The following is a 15,672-nucleotide window of genomic DNA, read 5'->3' as shown; positions in this document are numbered from 1 at the left end:
AATAATGAAAACGTCTCATATAATATACAGTATGGCTTTTGTAGCCGCTGGCCTATTCTCTTCCTGCAAAAAGGATTACCTGAACATCACACCAACAGATCGTGTGCTGAGTAGCGCCGTGCTCTCTGATTCTTCCTTATTTGAAAATTATATTCTCAACCGGTACCTGAGTATCACCATGCAGGAAAAGGAGGGAGAAGGAACTAATCCGGGATTTGGCAGAGGGTTTGAATATGCACTGTGGAGCTCTATTACAGACGAATCCATGTATAACAATGATGATAATACCTGGGTGATTCAACAAGGGCAGCTGGCGCCGGAAAACACAGGTATCGCAGGTACCATCTGGGGCAGAAGCTATCGCAGTATCCGGGAATGCAACTACGCCATCAATAACATTGACAGCGTGGTGATGAGTGTCCCCTTACATAAAAGGCTGTTGGCAGAATTACGTTTTATCCGTGCATACCGTTATCATGACCTGATCCGCAACTATGGCGGCGTGGTGCTGATGGGCAATAAAGAATATAACCTGACCAGCGATCTCACGGATCCGGCTTTATTTAAACGGGCGACCCTGCAGGAGTCTATGGATTATGCGGTTGCTGAACTAACGGCTGCCGCGGCAGATTTGCCGGTAAACAATGACGGCACCTGGCAATCCGGCCGCGCTACCCAGGGAGCTGCGCTGGCATTGAAAGCCCGCCTGTTGTTATATGCGGCGAGTCCTTTGTATAAAGCAGGGACCTGGCAGGCAGCCGCTGCCGCTGCCAAAGCAGTGATGGACATGTCCAAATACTCATTGACAGACGATTACAGCCAATTATTCCTGAAATCGGATAACAATGAAATTATTTTTGCACGTCAGTATGCGGTAGGCGCACGTCACGTATGCCTGGAAATATCCAATGGCGCCAATGGTTACGGCGGATGGGCAGGTAATACACCGCTACAGAATATGGTAGATGCTTATGAAATGAAAAATGGTAAACCGATTACAGATGCTACTTCCGGCTACGATCCGCAAAAGCCGTATGATAACCGTGATGCCCGCTTCTATGCCACTATCCTTTACAATGGTGCACCTTACAGGGGGGCTACGGTACAAACATTCTCTCCCGGTGGCAAGGACGGCAAAGACGGTCCGTCTAACTGGAATGCAAGCAAAACGGGTTACTATCTCCGTAAATTCATGGATGATAAAAATCCTATTGATAATCCCTGGGATATTGCTGGACTACAGCCCTGGATATATTTACGTTATGCAGAAGTATTGCTAAACTATGCAGAAGCACAAAACGAAGCAGTAGGACCGGATGCTTCCGTATACGATGCCATCAATAAGATCAGACGACGTGCCAGCGTAATGCAACCGGTACTGACACCCGGACTGTCTCAGGCGGACATGCGGACTGCTATACAACGGGAAAGACAAGTAGAGTTGGCATATGAAGAGCACCGTTTTTATGATGTGCGCAGATGGAAAATTGCCAATACCACAGAAAATGTACCTGCTTATGGTATAGACGTGAGCGTTACTGCACCAGGTGTATATAAGTACACCAGGAAAGTAGCTTTGGGAGGCAGGTTGTTTAGTGATAAAAATTACTGGCTGCCTATTCCAAGAGCAGAGATTCTGGCATCCAACAAAAAGCTGGAGCAGAATCCTGGCTATTAATTTATCCTCAGTATCCTTTAATTAAAGCCGCAAAGGAATAAACAGCAGGCTATGGAGATAAAATACCGGTCAACAAGTTTCGAAATAAATCCACCTGTATTTTATTATTTTACGGTCTTGCGTCATTTGATGTTATTTCCTTTGCGGCTTTGCGTGAACCAAACCGCTTTATTAATGAACATGAAAAAAGTAATTTGCTCACTGCTCCTGTGCGGTGTGTTACAGGCAGCAGCATCGCAAAGCAGTACACCCATACAGGTACATATAGACCTACAGCATACGGCCCAAACCATTCACAACTTTGCTGCCTCTGATGCCTGGGCATGTCAGTTTACGGGTAACTGGCCCGACAGTAAAAGAATGCAGATAGCAGATTGGCTGTTTAGCACAGACACCAGCAGCAGCGGACAACCCAGCGGAATAGGCCTATCCATGTGGCGGTTTAATATTGGCGCAGGTAGCGCCGAGCAAGGCGACAGTAGTGGCATCAAAGATGAATGGCGCAGAGCAGAATGCTTCCTCGGAGCGGATCATAACTACAACTGGCAAAAACAGGCGGGGCAATTGTGGTTTTTACAGGCCGCTAAAGCAAGAGGTGTTACCCGGTTCTTAGGATTCCTCAACAGTCCGCCGATAGCATTTACCAGTAATGGTAAAGCGTTTGCAAACCATGGCCAATGTAATCTTGCGCCTGATAAATATGAAGCAGTTGGTAATTTCCTGAAAGATGTGATACGCGGTGTACAAAAAAAAACCGGGGTAACGCTCGGTTATATCAGCCCGGTGAACGAGCCGCAGTGGGACTGGAGCGATGGCGGACAGGAAGGTTGTCCGTATAACAATGAACAGATATATGGACTTGCAAAATCGATTGATAAAAAATTCAATGAAGATCAGCTTTCCACCAGCATACTGATTACAGAAGCAGGGCAGCTCAATTATTTATATTCCAACGAAAATAAACCAGATAAAGGCATGCAGATAAAAGCTTTTTTTGATCCGCACAGCACTACTTATCTGGGTAATCATAAAAATATTTACCAGGGGATAGCAGCGCATAGCTACTTCACTACTTCGCCCGCAGATACGGCTACTGCTATACGAAAAAGGGTGTTTGCTGCACTTAATGGAATAGCATTCTGGCAATCAGAATATTGTATACTCGGTAACAACGCCGGGGAAATGGACGGCAACAAAGCAGACCTGGGAATGGACGCCGCTTTATATATGGCGCGGGTTATTCACACAGATCTCACCGTAGCGAACGCCTCCGCGTGGCAATGGTGGCTGGCGGTATCACCTTATGATTATAAAGACGGACTCATTTACGTTGATAGAAATAAAACAGATGGACAAATTCACGATACTAAAATGTTGTGGGTGTTTGGGAACTACAGTCGCTTTGTAAGACCCGGTGCTAAAAGGGTGATGGCGGAATTGAACGATAGTACTGCCGGAAAAAACATCTTGGTATCTGCCTATAAAAATACAGACAACTGCGTGAATATTATTGTTATCAACAGCGGTACTACCGCCAGCACCATTGCTATTCAATGCAAAGAGCTGCGTAACAAAAGTATGCGCAGTTATACCACCAATGCACAGGAAAACCTGCTACCCGGTTATGTTTCCGGCAACACACTTTCTGTGCCACCCCGTTCCGTAGTTACATTGACAGGAAAAATAAATAAGTGATGAAAAAAATTAGTTTAGCTATTTTAATGTTGTTCTGCTGTTTCCAGTTAAAGGCACAGCATACCTTTCAGTTAGGTGACTCCTCCTTTCTGCTGGATGGAAAACCTTTCCAGATGATTTCCGGAGAGATCCATTACCTGCGTGTACCACGTGAGTCGTGGCGCGACCGGATCAGGATGGCAAAAGCAATGGGGCTGAACACCATCGGTACCTATGTATTCTGGAACATGCATGAGCCTGAGCAGGGGCATTATGATTTTTCCGGCAACAACGATGTGGCCGCATTTGTAAAGATTGCACAGGAAGAAGGGATGTGGGTGATACTACGTCCCAGTCCGTATGCCTGCGCTGAATGGGAGTTTGGTGGATATCCCTACTGGTTACAAAATAAAAAAGGGCTGGTAGTAAGAAGTAAAGAACCACAGTACTTATCTGCTTATAATAATTACATTAAAGCAGTAGGTAAACACCTGTCGGGCCAGCAAATAAATCATGGTGGTAACATCCTGATGGTACAGATAGAAAATGAATATGGCTCTTACTCCAATGATAAAGACTACCTGGAAATAAACCGTAAAATGTTTGTGGATGCGGGATTTGACGGATTATTATATACCTGTGATCCGGCTAACGATGTTGCCAACGGACATTTACCGGGCTTGCTCCCCGCAGTAAATGGCGTGGATGATCCGGTAAAAGTAAAACAACTGGTGAGAGATAATCACAATGGTAAAGGACCTTTCTACATTGCAGAATGGTACCCTGCCTGGTTCGATTCCTGGGGAGAAAAACACCATACTGTGCCCTACGAAAATTACCTGAGCCGGTTAGATCGTGTATTAGCTGCGGGTATTTCCATCAACATGTATATGTTTCATGGAGGCACAACCAGAGGTTATATGAATGGGGCCAACTATAACGACGAAAGTCCTTACCAGCCACAGATCAGCAGCTACGACTATGATGCACCGCTCGATGAAGCAGGTAACGCCACACCGAAGTTCTTGAAATTCCGGGAAGTGATTGCGAAGCATTTACCTGCTGGACAAACATTACCAGAGGTGCCTGCTAAAAAACCGGTGATCACAATCCCTTCCATTACGTTTAGCCATAGCAATGCGTTATTCAATACGTTACCGGCAGCAGTTAAAAGCGTAGATCCGTTAACGTTTGAAGATCTGCAGCAGGCGTATGGATATGTATTATATCGTACTACCGTTACCGGTGGTAAGCAGGCATTGCTGAAAATAAAAGATCTCCGTGATTATGGCCTGATATTTATTAACGGCAAAAGAGCGGCGATACTGGACAGGCGTTTGGCACAGGACAGCACAGTAGTAACACTCCCCGCAGGTAAGGTAACACTGGAAATACTGGTGGAGAACCTGGGACGCATCAATTTCGGTCCTTATCTCCTGAAAAATAAAAAAGGGATTAACGGTGAGGTATTACTCAATGGCCAGGCCATACATAACTGGCAACAGTTTAAACTACCGTATGATAAACAACCGGTTGTAAAAACGGGTAATGTTAATGCTGATGCACCAGTATTAAAAGAAGGCAGCTTTATATTGACCAGTGTAGGCGACACCTACCTGGACATGACAAATTGGGGCAAAGGAGTGGTATGGGTGAACGGGCATCACCTGGGCAGGTACTGGCAGGTAGGTCCGCAGCAAACATTATACGTACCGGCAGAATGGCTGAAAACAGGTAGCAATAAGGTAACCGTACTGGAAATGATTAAACCCGATGCAAATACATTGCAGGGATTAGATCATCCGATACTGGATGTAGTACAGTAACACAAGAAAAGTTTGCAACGGCTATTGGAGCGTGATTTTCGTTCCAATAGCTTTTGTTTTTTATCTTTATAGGGTATCCGAAAATCCCCGCGTTACCCATGAAAAAATTTGCTTTGTTAGCTGTTGCCTTTTTTTCCAGCTTGCCTGTTTTTTCTCAATCTTCCTTCTTCACGATTGGTACCCAGCTTTTCATTGATAAAAGCCCCGGATCTTCTGCTTTTCCTTCCCGGACGTTAAATTTTTACTACCGGTATAACCTGAAAGAAAGTAATGAAACAGCCCTGTCGTAGGGCATGCCGCTCAGCATAGGTGTTGGTTCACTCAGTAGCCGGACGGGTACTGATATTGATGGTAATGAAGTGTATGCGCCTGTCAGGCGATGGTTTATGCTGGATGCACCGGTCATCTTTAATTTTAATAGGGGAGCAGGTGCAACTAAAATAGCAGAAGAGAATATAGTCCGGACAATGGGATATTTTGCAGGCGGCGGGTTAGCTTATCACCTCGGGCCAGTGAATAAAGTAATGGATAATGTAAAAAATAAAAATGGTCCGTTATATGGTCCCCCTAAGCTGAGAAATGCGGTCGGACTTGTTGCCAATGCAGGATTCCGAATGAATACCGGCAAAGGTTACTTCCTGGAATTCAAAATATCGTACATGAAAAGTTTAACGAGATACCACACCGATGTGTATAGTATGGGCTTGCTGTTAGCGCATTAAAAAAGGGAAATAACTTATTTCTGTACCAATGTCTCACGGGATACCAAAAGGCAAGGCAATAACTCTTGGAGCGATTTTTGCAATTTTCACACCATTGCCTTACCGTTTATTTTGTAGCCGATCATCCCGTAATTACCCGATATGAAAAAGTTTATTTTGTTAGCTGTAGCTTGTCTCGCAGGTGTTAACACCTTTTCACAAAGTTTTATGCATGCAATAGGTATATCCACCTTCATTGATCATACTTCCCGGATGAGAAATGTTGTGAGTGCTGCTATCACTTACTCGCCCCGTTTTAACCTGATGGAAACCAAAAAAATGTCGGTATCTGTAGGTATTCCATTGAGTGTGGGTGGTTCCGGCGGCAGTGGTGGAGGCTCTGAGGGTTACTACGTTGGCGATGACTATTACTACTATGATGATAATGAGGATAGTGGTCCTCAAACCAAGGGAAGATGGATGGTAGATATTCCTGTTATTATTAACCTGAATTTTGCCGGACTTTCTTCAAAAATCAATGAAAACAAATTTGGCTTTTTTGTGGGAGGTGGCTTTGGTTATCACTATGGCCCGGTAAACCTGGAGCATGTAGACCGTAACGGCAACCACTACACGGATTCCACGATGCAAAACTCCTATGGCCCTATAGGCAACCTGGGCATGCGTATCAAGCTGTCTAAGCGCACACATGAAGGTATTGACATTAAGTTTTCCTACATGAAAAGTGTGAGCAAAAGACAGCCCGATATTTATGGCGTGGCGGTGATGTATGCTTTTTAATGATTGATATTAATGGCTACCCTGGCAAAGTAAAAAGAGCCCAGTGATCCCATTTGTACAGACGCATATTTAAACACACCAAAATAACTATTATCATATACCTGTTTATCCGGGAAAACATCCAGGATATTATTGGCGCCGATAGTAATCACCACTGGTTTCAAAGCATAGCTGAGCGACAGGTCGGTTACTACTTTACCTTTGTGTACCTGTACTTCTCCAAATGGAAAACTATTACGTGACACTTCTCCAAAGTATACATTGCGTAACAATACACTGAATTTCTTGTAACCATACGTGAGCGATAAATTTGCTTTTACCCTGGGGGTACCTTCTGTAATCAGGATACTGTCGTTAGGCGAAAAGAAAATCGGCTCCTGTCCTTTTAACCCTGCCGGAATATGCAGATCGCCGGTAATCTTATTCTTGTTGTAGTTGAAGCCCAGAGAAGCATTAAAGCTATGTGGTCCTGTACGGATATTGTAATCTGCTACTACATCTATCCCTACCGTGCGGGTATCTATGCCATTGCTGAAAAAGCGGGCAGACGTGGCGCCCAGTGGATTAATAATATTTTGTATTGCTGGTACCGGTTCTCCACTCGCATCAAATCCAAAGCTGCCGGTGAGTACAATTCTGTTTTTAATATTGGTCAGGTAGCCATCTACTGAAATGCTGAAATTACGGGCTGCCTGTGCAGTAAAGCCAAGGCTGTAGTTAACAGACGTTTCCTGTTTTAATTTAGGAATACCCAGTGCCTTTGCAACATTGCTCTGATTGGTAAAAAACCCGGATTGCCCGAGTGTGTTATCCGGTAAGATATCTGTACTCAGCGCACTGAAATACTGCTGGTGTAAAGAAGGTGCGCGGAAACCATTGCTCACGGCACCCCGTACGTTAAATACGTCTGATATTTTGTAACGGGTAGCCAGTTTACCACTGAGTGCTGTTCCAAAATCACTGTAATGTTCCAGACGCGCTGCCGCGCTGATTAACCATCTGGAGGTCACATCCAGTTCTCCATCTATATAAATACCTGTATTATTCCTGTTTTTATGAATCGCATTCTGTGGAGAAAAACCGGTAAAAGATTGCGATCCACCGGCCAGGCCGGAAGGATTGGTGACCGTACCATCGGGGTTGGTGACCAATGCATAATTTTTCCAGGAAGCTTCTTCTCCTTCCCGGATGCGGTAATCATCTACCCTAAATTCGGCGCCAAAGGCCAGGTTGAGACCTGCGGCCACCTGTGTAAATCGGCGGCTGAAATCGAGGTTAGTCGTGTTTTGCAGGAACTCATGACCACCGGCTTTAAACTCCGTAGGAGAAGCATCCTGCAGGGAAGCATTCACTGTATGATCTACCCGGTAATCGAAGCGGTTATCACCTAGGGTATTGCTCAGATCTGCCTGCCAGGCACCCAGCTTATGCTTCAGTCCTATTGCAATAGAACGGTCGTGGATACGCGAGTCTGTTGTCGGTTGAAAACCGTCCGGGAAAATGTGGTATACATTCACTGTAGGATCGCTTGGGAGGCGCCGGAAGCCGAAACCCTGTCCCTGCCTGTAGCTATAGCCCCCGAAAGAATAGAATTCGCTTTTCCCGTTGTTAAAGGGCAATGATAAATTATAGAATACACCTCCGTTTTTTATTTGTGCATCGCCGATCTGGAAATTGAAATCATCTCTTTTCAGTCCTTTCTGTTTCAGCATATCATCGTCATACTTCCGGGAGGCTGCAGGATCGCCGGCAAAATCATAGGAGAAAAAATTATCCAGGGCAGACTGATCGAAGATAATCAGGTTATTATTTTGTGCCCGGGTAGTTTTGCCTCTCTGGTAGGCTTCTCCGCTGATGTTGAGGTAGCCCCCCTGTTTGCCCAGGCCGGTGCCGTAGTTCAGGCTCAGCTGTCCCAGGCCACCATCGCCGCGGGAGGTAACGCCGCCTGTTACGGCAGCAAACAGCTGATGTGTATTTTGCTTCAGCACAATGTTGATCACACCGGCAATAGCATCTGAGCCGTATTGGGCGGAGGCGCCATCGCGCAACACTTCCACCCGGTCGATCGCTGAAGCGGGAATAGCGTTCAGATCGGTGCCTACAGAACCGTTACCTACTGTTCCCTGGTTATTGACCAGCGAGGTAGTATGACGGCGTTTTCCGTTAATCAGTACCAGCAACTGATCTGGTCCAAGGCCACGGATACTGGCCGGATCAATATGCTCACTTCCGTCAGAAGAGGATTGTCTGTTGGAGTTAAAGGAAGGAGAGATATACTGCAGCAATTGATTCAGGTCATTTTGCGGGGCAAGGATCTGTAATTTAGAGATGTGAAACACATCTACCGGCGCCACCGTATTCAGGCGGGTACGGCCGCTGCTGCGGGTACCCACCGTTACAACTTCATTCAGCGTGCGCACCGCAGGCGCAGGAATAGTATCTGCTACCTTTTGGGCTTGTGCAATACCGCTGACCAGTACAAGAAAAGAGGCAGGGAATAAAATTTTTATCATCAGGCGTTGGTTATTGTTTACGTGAAACGGTTACTTCTACACTCCATTCACTTCCACTTCCAATATGATGTGTGGCGGCAAAGTCGCCCATATTGAGGGCAAACGACAATTGCATTAAGCTATTGAGGTAGCTCAATGGCTGGCCTTCTGCTACTGCACCAAAAGTTTGGCTGTACGGTGCGTTGGTTTCATATACTTTTTTGCCCTTGTGGAAGAAGGTTACGTGCAGCACATCGCCATATTTCAGTTGCAGCTGGCTTATTAAATCCGCGGTGATATTCGTCCAGATGTTACCATACTGTACATCCAGGATAGAAATGTTTCCTTTCAGCTTTCCACCTTCCAGCACAGCTGTCTGGTAAGGAATATTTACCACCTCTTTAGGCAATACAGGACCTACCTGTTCATAGCTGATGGTGCCGGCTGCCAGTCTTGCGGCGGTATAAGCATATACATCCCTGCCGTGGAAAGTGTATGATTTCTGGGAATCTTTACGGCGGTTCACGGCTTCGTCAATTTCCCGTATCTCTGCAATGCCGAGCGATTTGGCCACGAGCGTCAGGGTGCCATTGTCTGGTGTCACAATAAAATGGCCGCTATTTGTTTTCAGGACCACTGATTTCCGGCTGGTACCTACCCCGGGATCTACCACAGATACAAACACGGTTCCTGCCGGCCAGTAGGGCACCGTTTGTTCCAGCCGATAGGCTGCTTCCCAGATATTATAGGCGGGGATTTCGTGTGTAAGGTCATATAGTTTCAGGTCGAATGAAACGCCGGAAGCCACTCCCTTCATAGCGGAAACGGCGCCATCTTTCAGGCCGAAGTCGGATTGGAAAACCACAATCTTGTTTTGAGCAAATCCATAGCTGGTCACTAAAACGAGTACCAGGCAGCTGATAAAACGGTGTAAGTCTTTTCTCATGGGTGTTAATTAGTCTACAAATCTAGTAGATTATTAGGAAATCAGTAAAAATTCTTACCTTGAAGGTAAGATTACCTTTATAATGAAGTACCAGGAACTACCACCGCCATCTTATCTTAAAAACCATGTCCGTTATTTCTGGACACTGGAGAGTAGTGGTACCGAACATTTACCTCATATATTCGGGCCCGTAGCGGATGGCTGTCCCGGATTAATTTTTCAGCAATCGCCTAACAGTACTTTTTTCCTGGACGATAAACAATTGCCGGATCTATTGCTGTACGGTCAAACGACCAAGTACACAGAATTACATTTAACAGGTGTTTTTTGTTCCATAGGTGTTTGTTGTTATCCCAATGCATTGAAATCTATTTTCGGATTAAATGCGGATGAACTAACCAATACCTGTTTAGATCTGGATCTGCTGGAAGCTTCCAAAGATTTTTATCTCGCTGAGAAATTATCTGATACCACTTCCATGACAGGAAAAATTGATGTGATTGCAGCATTCTTGTTTAACCAGATCAACAAAAACGAGGGGGCAGCAGATGATATCACACAATTTGCGTTATCCCGTATTATACAATCCAACGGCAGCATTTCGCTAAAAGACCTGCAGGAGCAATTGCAGTTAACAGAAAGAAGTTTTGAGCGCCGGTTCAAACAGGGCGTAGGCATCTCTCCCAAATTATTTTCCCGGATATGCCGTTTTCAAAATTCATTGGCGCAGTTGAGGAGCAACAATTACAGTAAGCTATCTGATATTGCTTTCGAAAACGATTATGCCGACCAATCCCACTATATACGCGCCTTCAAAGAGTTTGCAGGCTTCTCCCCTTACCAGTATCAAAAAAAATCTTCTGAAGTAACAGCGAATTTTCTGTTGATGGCCAAATAGGTGTTTGTCTTATCGGCGGGTTCCTTTAAATTGGGCAGTAAATAAAGAAAAAGACTGTATGGAGATATTTGTATCTACCGCCCGACTGATTCTGAGAGAATTGATTCCGGCCGATGGCCCCGGCATGTTTGAGCTGGACTCAGACCCGGAAGTACAGCGGTACCTGACCAACCAGCTCATTACCACCATAGAAGAAGCCCGTGAAAAAATCAATTTTATCCGGCAGCAATACAAAGAGAATGGTATTGGAAGATGGGCAGTCATTGAAAAAGATACCGACAACTTTGTAGGTTGGGCTGGATTAAAGCTAATCACCATACCATTTAACAACCACGTAGATTACTACGATCTGGGTTATCGGTTTATAAAAAAATACTGGGGCAGGGGCTATGCCACTGAATGCACCATCGCTTCACTGAACTATGGATTTAATCAATTGAAACCGGATGCTATTTATGCCTGTGCAGATGTAGAGAATATCGGCTCCAACCGGGTGTTGGAAAAAACCGGATTTAAAATGCAGGAAACTTTTCAGCTCGACCAGGTGCTTCATAACTGGTTTAAGATCAGCCGGGAAGAGTGGGCACAACGTTACTGAGCGGGCGATACTGACTGAGGTGTAGTTACAGCGGGCTGCATTAACTTGCTGTACACTAATAAGGAGCCAACCCTTTACCCTCAAAATCAGTATCCCATTTATGAAGATTAACAGCATACAGTTCTTACGCGCGATAGCAGTCATTCTCGTTGTACACGTACATGCTATTGATACTCAGGAAGCCTTTTCCGTATCTCATCAGCAAAAATTCTATTTCCTGGAAAACTTTGGCGCCATAGGTGTGGACCTGTTCTTTGGGATATCGGGTTTTATCATCAGTTACGTGGCTAACAGCTATTTTGGAGCAAGGGAAGGTGTTGATTTTCTGAAGAAGCGTTTTTTAAGAATCAATCCTATTTATTATGTGGCCAGTTTGCTGTTCATGGTGATGTTTTGTTTTTTTGATAAGTTCTATCCTGTAATAGCAGTATTAAATGGGTTGAAGGACACCGCCTTAATGTTACCAGTATTGAACTCGCAGAAATGGCTGGCCCCCACTTTGATAGTGGGTTGGTCACTCAGTTATGAGTGGTGGTTCTACATGTTGTTTTTCCTGCTGATTTTATGCCGTGTAAAAAATAAGGCATTATTGCTGTTACTTGTTATTCCTGCGCTGGTAGTTATCGGCCGGCTTTTACACCCTACTGATTTCAGGCTGATATTCTATACCAATCCAATTATGCTGGAGTTTCTCTTTGGTGTAATTATTTATTGGCTGTACCGGCATGCCAAAGTGGCTACCGGAGTAGCCGCGGGACTGCTGATACTGGGCCTGGCAGGATATGTTTATAATATCATTTATGGCTTTGGGAACATTTCAGAATTAAGCAGTGTAACTGGTGGTACCGGCAGCTTGAAACGGGTATTGCTGTGGGGCTTACCCAGTGCATTTATTTTGGCCGGCTGTATTTTCCTGGAAAAGAAAGGAGTATTTGCCAGGCTATGGAATAATCGCTTTGGTCTCCTGGTAGGGGATGCATCTTATTCCATTTATTTAACGCACTATACACTCTTCTATGTACTGACGCAGGTGTATATACAAACTGGCTTCTTCTGGAATCCGGATCTTTCCATATTGGTACATATGGTGCTGGCAGTGGGAGCGGGCATTTTTTTCTATCTGAAGGTAGAACGCCCGTTGATAAAACTGCTGCATTCCAAGCCACCTGTACAACAACCTCCTGTTCGCGCTGCTATGCCATGACTCAATATCAGGGGGTATTGGGTAACCAGCCCCCTCTTTTCATCCACCAGATCATAGGATCCAGCCATTCGTATACGGGTAACCGTTGGGTAAATCCGTGGTTGCCTGTGGGAAACAGGTGCAGTTCTGCGGGAATCCCCCCTTTCAGCATGGCCTGATAGAAGGCAACACTGTTATTGACACTTACAACCATATCATCGTTGGCGTGCGTAATATAAGCTGGAGGTGTGTTATTGTTGACCCATTCCTCATTGGAAAAGAATGCAATCTTTTCGGCGGTAGGCGACTCTCCGATCAGGTTGATTTTTGAACCTACATGAGCAAGGTCTTTATTCATGCTGATAACAGGATATACCAGGATCATGAAATCCGGGCGCAGGTCCGTATTTTCTTTATTGGGAATATAGCTTCTGGCGCTATGGGTGCCTAACGTAGACGCCAGGTGCCCTCCGGCGGAATAGCCTGCGATACCTATCTTACTCTTATCCAGCCCCCACTTATCCGCATTCATTCTTACAAGTTTAATGGCCTGTTGGGCATCCTGTAAGGGGCCCATGCTTTTGTCGCGCATGGTGGCGTCTGAAGGCAGTCTGTATTTCACCACGAAGGCGGTCACGCCTTTGGTTTTAAATGCTTCTGCTATTTTAATACCTTCTTCATCGAAGGCGAGGAAAGCGTAGGCGCCCCCGGGAAAGATAATCACGGCTGTGCCATTGGGCTTTTCCGGTTTATAAATGGAAATAGTGGGTGCATCTGCGGGAGCCGTTTTGCCGATACTGTTGGGAATAGAATCTTTGTAGAGAGGCAATATCTCCTGGGCTTTTAAACGGGTAACAAATAATGCCAGCGGAAAAACAAGAAGGGCCAAAAGCTTTTTCATGCGCAGATAATTATGTTGAATTATCTGTCAAAAGAAAAATTTTTAGCCCCCAAGTATGTTTTACAATTCAGAAAGTAAAATGATTAACAATTGCTTCACCATTTTTCTGCCACCGCCAGCAGGTACCAGGCAGCATGTGGCAGCCACTGTTCAGCCCAGCGCCAGTCGTAGTCCTTTCCGGTACTGGCGTAGGAAAGATTGAAATCAATATCCGCTTCATTCTCCAGTCCGGAGGTGATCCCGTTTACAATTCCACCTGGCGCATTGGTATATTCAAATGTGCCAAAGAAGCCGTAGGCGGGATTATTATGACCACTACCCTGTAACATACAGGCATCATAGGGATTGAGTCCCAGGATCCAGTTGAGCTGGTTGAGTGCCAGCGTTTCCAGGCTGTCGTGCAGGGGTTTGTCCGCTTCAAAGAAATGCGCAGCCATTCTGGCGGCAGCGGCAATAGAGCCCAGTCTTGCATTTTCACCCTGCCACCAGGGAGATGCCTCACTACCATGCGGGAAGAAGAAAGTCGTTTTCCTTATCCCGGCCGTATCTTCTGTGTACTGCCGGCTGTAGCCAAACGGATTATTTACTTCCGCTGTTAGTGCCAGTTCATACTGCATGTACTTACGGATCGTTTCTTTTAACCGGGGTTGCACATTGGCCGCCGCCAGCGGATAAAAGTTCAATAAGCTGATCACAGGTAAACCGGCATCTGACGGGTGAAAGAAAGGTCTGTCTTTATCATCTGCCCTGAAGTAATTGGCATATTTGCCACTGGTGATCAGCCGGTCCATCAGCTGCTGCGCCCTTTTGCCGGCAGCAGCCAGGTATTCGGGTTTCTTGGTGGCCTTGTATAATTCCGTTGCAGCACTCAATGCGCAATAATCATCTACAATATTCTCTTTACCATCATTGGTCATTTTGCTATTCTCCTTTTCCAGGAAGGCAAAAGCCTCTTCCGCTGTTTTCAGATAGGTAGCGTTAGTGTATTCACCGGAGGTATCATAAGTGGAAGCAATAGCCAGTGCCGCAATAGAGAGGCCGGCTCCTGAGCGGTAACTGGACTGGTAGCTACGCCAGTTATTGTTTTCCACGGTGCTGCTGAAAGCCTGGTCTTTCGATTGTTTAATGCGATAGCCTTTATCTTCTTCACGTATCGCGCGGTCTTTTGCCTGTTTGCCCGCCCCCGGAGCATGTACAGAACGGTAAAAGGAACCATTGGGCGCTTTCAGCCGCACCAGGTAATCAGCGCCATACATCGCTTCGTCCAGTATTCTCCGGAGATATTGACGGTAATCGGTACCTGGCTTTTGTTTTAATAAGGCTTCTGTTTTAAGCAAACTCCATACAGTAAGGGAAATCTGTTGTGGGTTAAAATAGGTGGAAAAAGACAGGTGAGAAAGATGTTTACCGTAGTCGCCGGTTGCATCATACCAACCTCCGTGGGCGTCTATGGTGTCTGTTGTTTTACCGGATAGCAGCAGGTGATGATCTGCCTGATCCAACAGCCCGGAGCTTCTTTGCCCTTTGAAATAATAGATAACATCTGAGATGGTAGCCTGTTCCAGTACATTTTTGTTAATAGAGAAAGGATAGGAAGATACTGGCTTACCAGCTACGTTGATGCGTACCAGGTAGTTCCCGGTCGTTTTAAAGGCACTGAAGTCGATGGTCCAGAACAACCAGTGTTTCCATTGACTCACCGGGCCGCTGTAAGTGACTTTTCCTTCGTATACTTTTTTACCTGTTGCTGTTTCCAGCAGTTCAAAACTATTAATGGGTGCTTTTGTTTCGGCAATCACAATAGCTTGCTTAGGCTGATTGTATTCATAACCGATATGATTGATGAGTACTTTAATGGGTTGGGCAGCTATTAGTCCTGGCAGCAATAGCAACAGGAAGGATACAATGCGTATGAAAAATTTCATGATGGATAATTATAAGGAGATAAGGTTTGTGATAGTAATACCTCCCTAA

General features: G+C 45.4%; 13 protein-coding genes. 9 read left to right on the top strand and 4 right to left on the bottom strand.

Going from position 1 to position 15,672, the window contains the following annotated elements:
• Nucleotides 1-4 precede the first annotated feature (4 nt).
• The 6 genes from AB4Z08_RS08955 to AB4Z08_RS08930 all read left to right on the top strand — a co-directional run bounded on the left by AB4Z08_RS08955 (nt 5) and on the right by AB4Z08_RS08930 (nt 6,680).
• Nucleotides 5-1,678 carry a RagB/SusD family nutrient uptake outer membrane protein gene (locus AB4Z08_RS08955; RefSeq protein WP_441573384.1) on the top strand — a complete coding sequence of 558 codons (1,674 nt, stop codon included), beginning with the start codon at nt 5-7 and terminating at the stop codon, nt 1,676-1,678.
• Between the two features lie 180 nt (nt 1,679-1,858).
• Nucleotides 1,859-3,373 carry a glycoside hydrolase gene (locus AB4Z08_RS08950; protein WP_441573383.1) on the top strand — a complete coding sequence of 505 codons (1,515 nt, stop codon included), beginning with the start codon at nt 1,859-1,861 and terminating at the stop codon, nt 3,371-3,373.
• Complete coding sequence (locus AB4Z08_RS08945) at nt 3,373-5,178, top strand: glycoside hydrolase family 35 protein (RefSeq protein WP_441573382.1); 1,806 nt, start codon at nt 3,373-3,375, stop codon at nt 5,176-5,178. Before AB4Z08_RS08950 ends, AB4Z08_RS08945 begins: the two co-directional genes overlap by 1 nt.
• Before the next feature lie 98 nt (nt 5,179-5,276).
• The gene (locus tag AB4Z08_RS08940; RefSeq protein ID WP_441573381.1) at nt 5,277-5,468 is read left to right on the top strand and encodes a hypothetical protein; all 192 of its coding nucleotides are present in this window, start codon (nt 5,277-5,279) and stop codon (nt 5,466-5,468) included.
• A 3-nt stretch (nt 5,469-5,471) separates the two neighbouring features.
• Nucleotides 5,472-5,900 (top strand): hypothetical protein, encoded by a 429-nt coding sequence (locus AB4Z08_RS08935; protein ID WP_441573380.1) that lies wholly within the window; start codon nt 5,472-5,474, stop codon nt 5,898-5,900.
• Between the two features lie 141 nt (nt 5,901-6,041).
• Complete coding sequence (locus tag AB4Z08_RS08930; protein WP_441573379.1) at nt 6,042-6,680, top strand: hypothetical protein; 639 nt, start codon at nt 6,042-6,044, stop codon at nt 6,678-6,680.
• Here the strand turns inward: AB4Z08_RS08930 and AB4Z08_RS08925 are convergent.
• Both AB4Z08_RS08925 and AB4Z08_RS08920 read right to left on the bottom strand, forming a co-directional pair.
• Entirely contained in the window at nt 6,677-9,193 is a 2,517-nt protein-coding gene (locus AB4Z08_RS08925) for a TonB-dependent receptor plug domain-containing protein (RefSeq protein ID WP_441573378.1), read from the bottom strand. The two genes, AB4Z08_RS08930 and AB4Z08_RS08925, sit on opposite strands and share 4 nt — an antisense overlap.
• A gap of 10 nt (nt 9,194-9,203) precedes the next feature.
• Complete coding sequence (locus AB4Z08_RS08920) at nt 9,204-10,118, bottom strand: SAM hydrolase/SAM-dependent halogenase family protein (protein ID WP_441573377.1); 915 nt, start codon at nt 10,116-10,118, stop codon at nt 9,204-9,206.
• Between the two features lie 82 nt (nt 10,119-10,200).
• Here AB4Z08_RS08920 and AB4Z08_RS08915 point away from each other — a divergent pair, with 82 nt between their 5' ends.
• The 3 genes from AB4Z08_RS08915 (at nt 10,201) to AB4Z08_RS08905 (ending at nt 12,818) form a co-directional block, all read left to right on the top strand.
• Entirely contained in the window at nt 10,201-11,016 is an 816-nt protein-coding gene (locus AB4Z08_RS08915; RefSeq protein ID WP_441573376.1) for a DUF6597 domain-containing transcriptional factor, read from the top strand.
• A 58-nt stretch (nt 11,017-11,074) separates the two neighbouring features.
• Nucleotides 11,075-11,614, top strand: a complete 540-nt coding sequence (locus tag AB4Z08_RS08910; RefSeq protein ID WP_441573375.1) for a GNAT family N-acetyltransferase — start codon at nt 11,075-11,077, stop codon at nt 11,612-11,614.
• Between the two features lie 100 nt (nt 11,615-11,714).
• Nucleotides 11,715-12,818, top strand: coding sequence for an acyltransferase family protein (locus AB4Z08_RS08905; RefSeq protein ID WP_441573374.1), 1,104 nt, complete (start codon nt 11,715-11,717; stop codon nt 12,816-12,818).
• Between the two features lie 7 nt (nt 12,819-12,825).
• Here AB4Z08_RS08905 and AB4Z08_RS08900 read toward each other — a convergent pair whose 3' ends face one another.
• Nucleotides 12,826-13,698, bottom strand: coding sequence for an alpha/beta hydrolase (locus AB4Z08_RS08900; protein WP_441573373.1), 873 nt, complete (start codon nt 13,696-13,698; stop codon nt 12,826-12,828).
• A gap of 95 nt (nt 13,699-13,793) precedes the next feature.
• Complete coding sequence (locus AB4Z08_RS08895; protein WP_441573372.1) at nt 13,794-15,623, bottom strand: glycoside hydrolase family 9 protein; 1,830 nt, start codon at nt 15,621-15,623, stop codon at nt 13,794-13,796.
• Nucleotides 15,624-15,672 lie beyond the last annotated feature (49 nt).

Source organism: Chitinophaga sp. RAB17 (assembly GCF_052114225.1).
Lineage (GTDB): Bacteria > Bacteroidota > Bacteroidia > Chitinophagales > Chitinophagaceae > Chitinophaga.
Note: the sequence above shows the minus strand (reverse complement) of the source record. Positions and strands in the feature narration are given on the sequence as shown.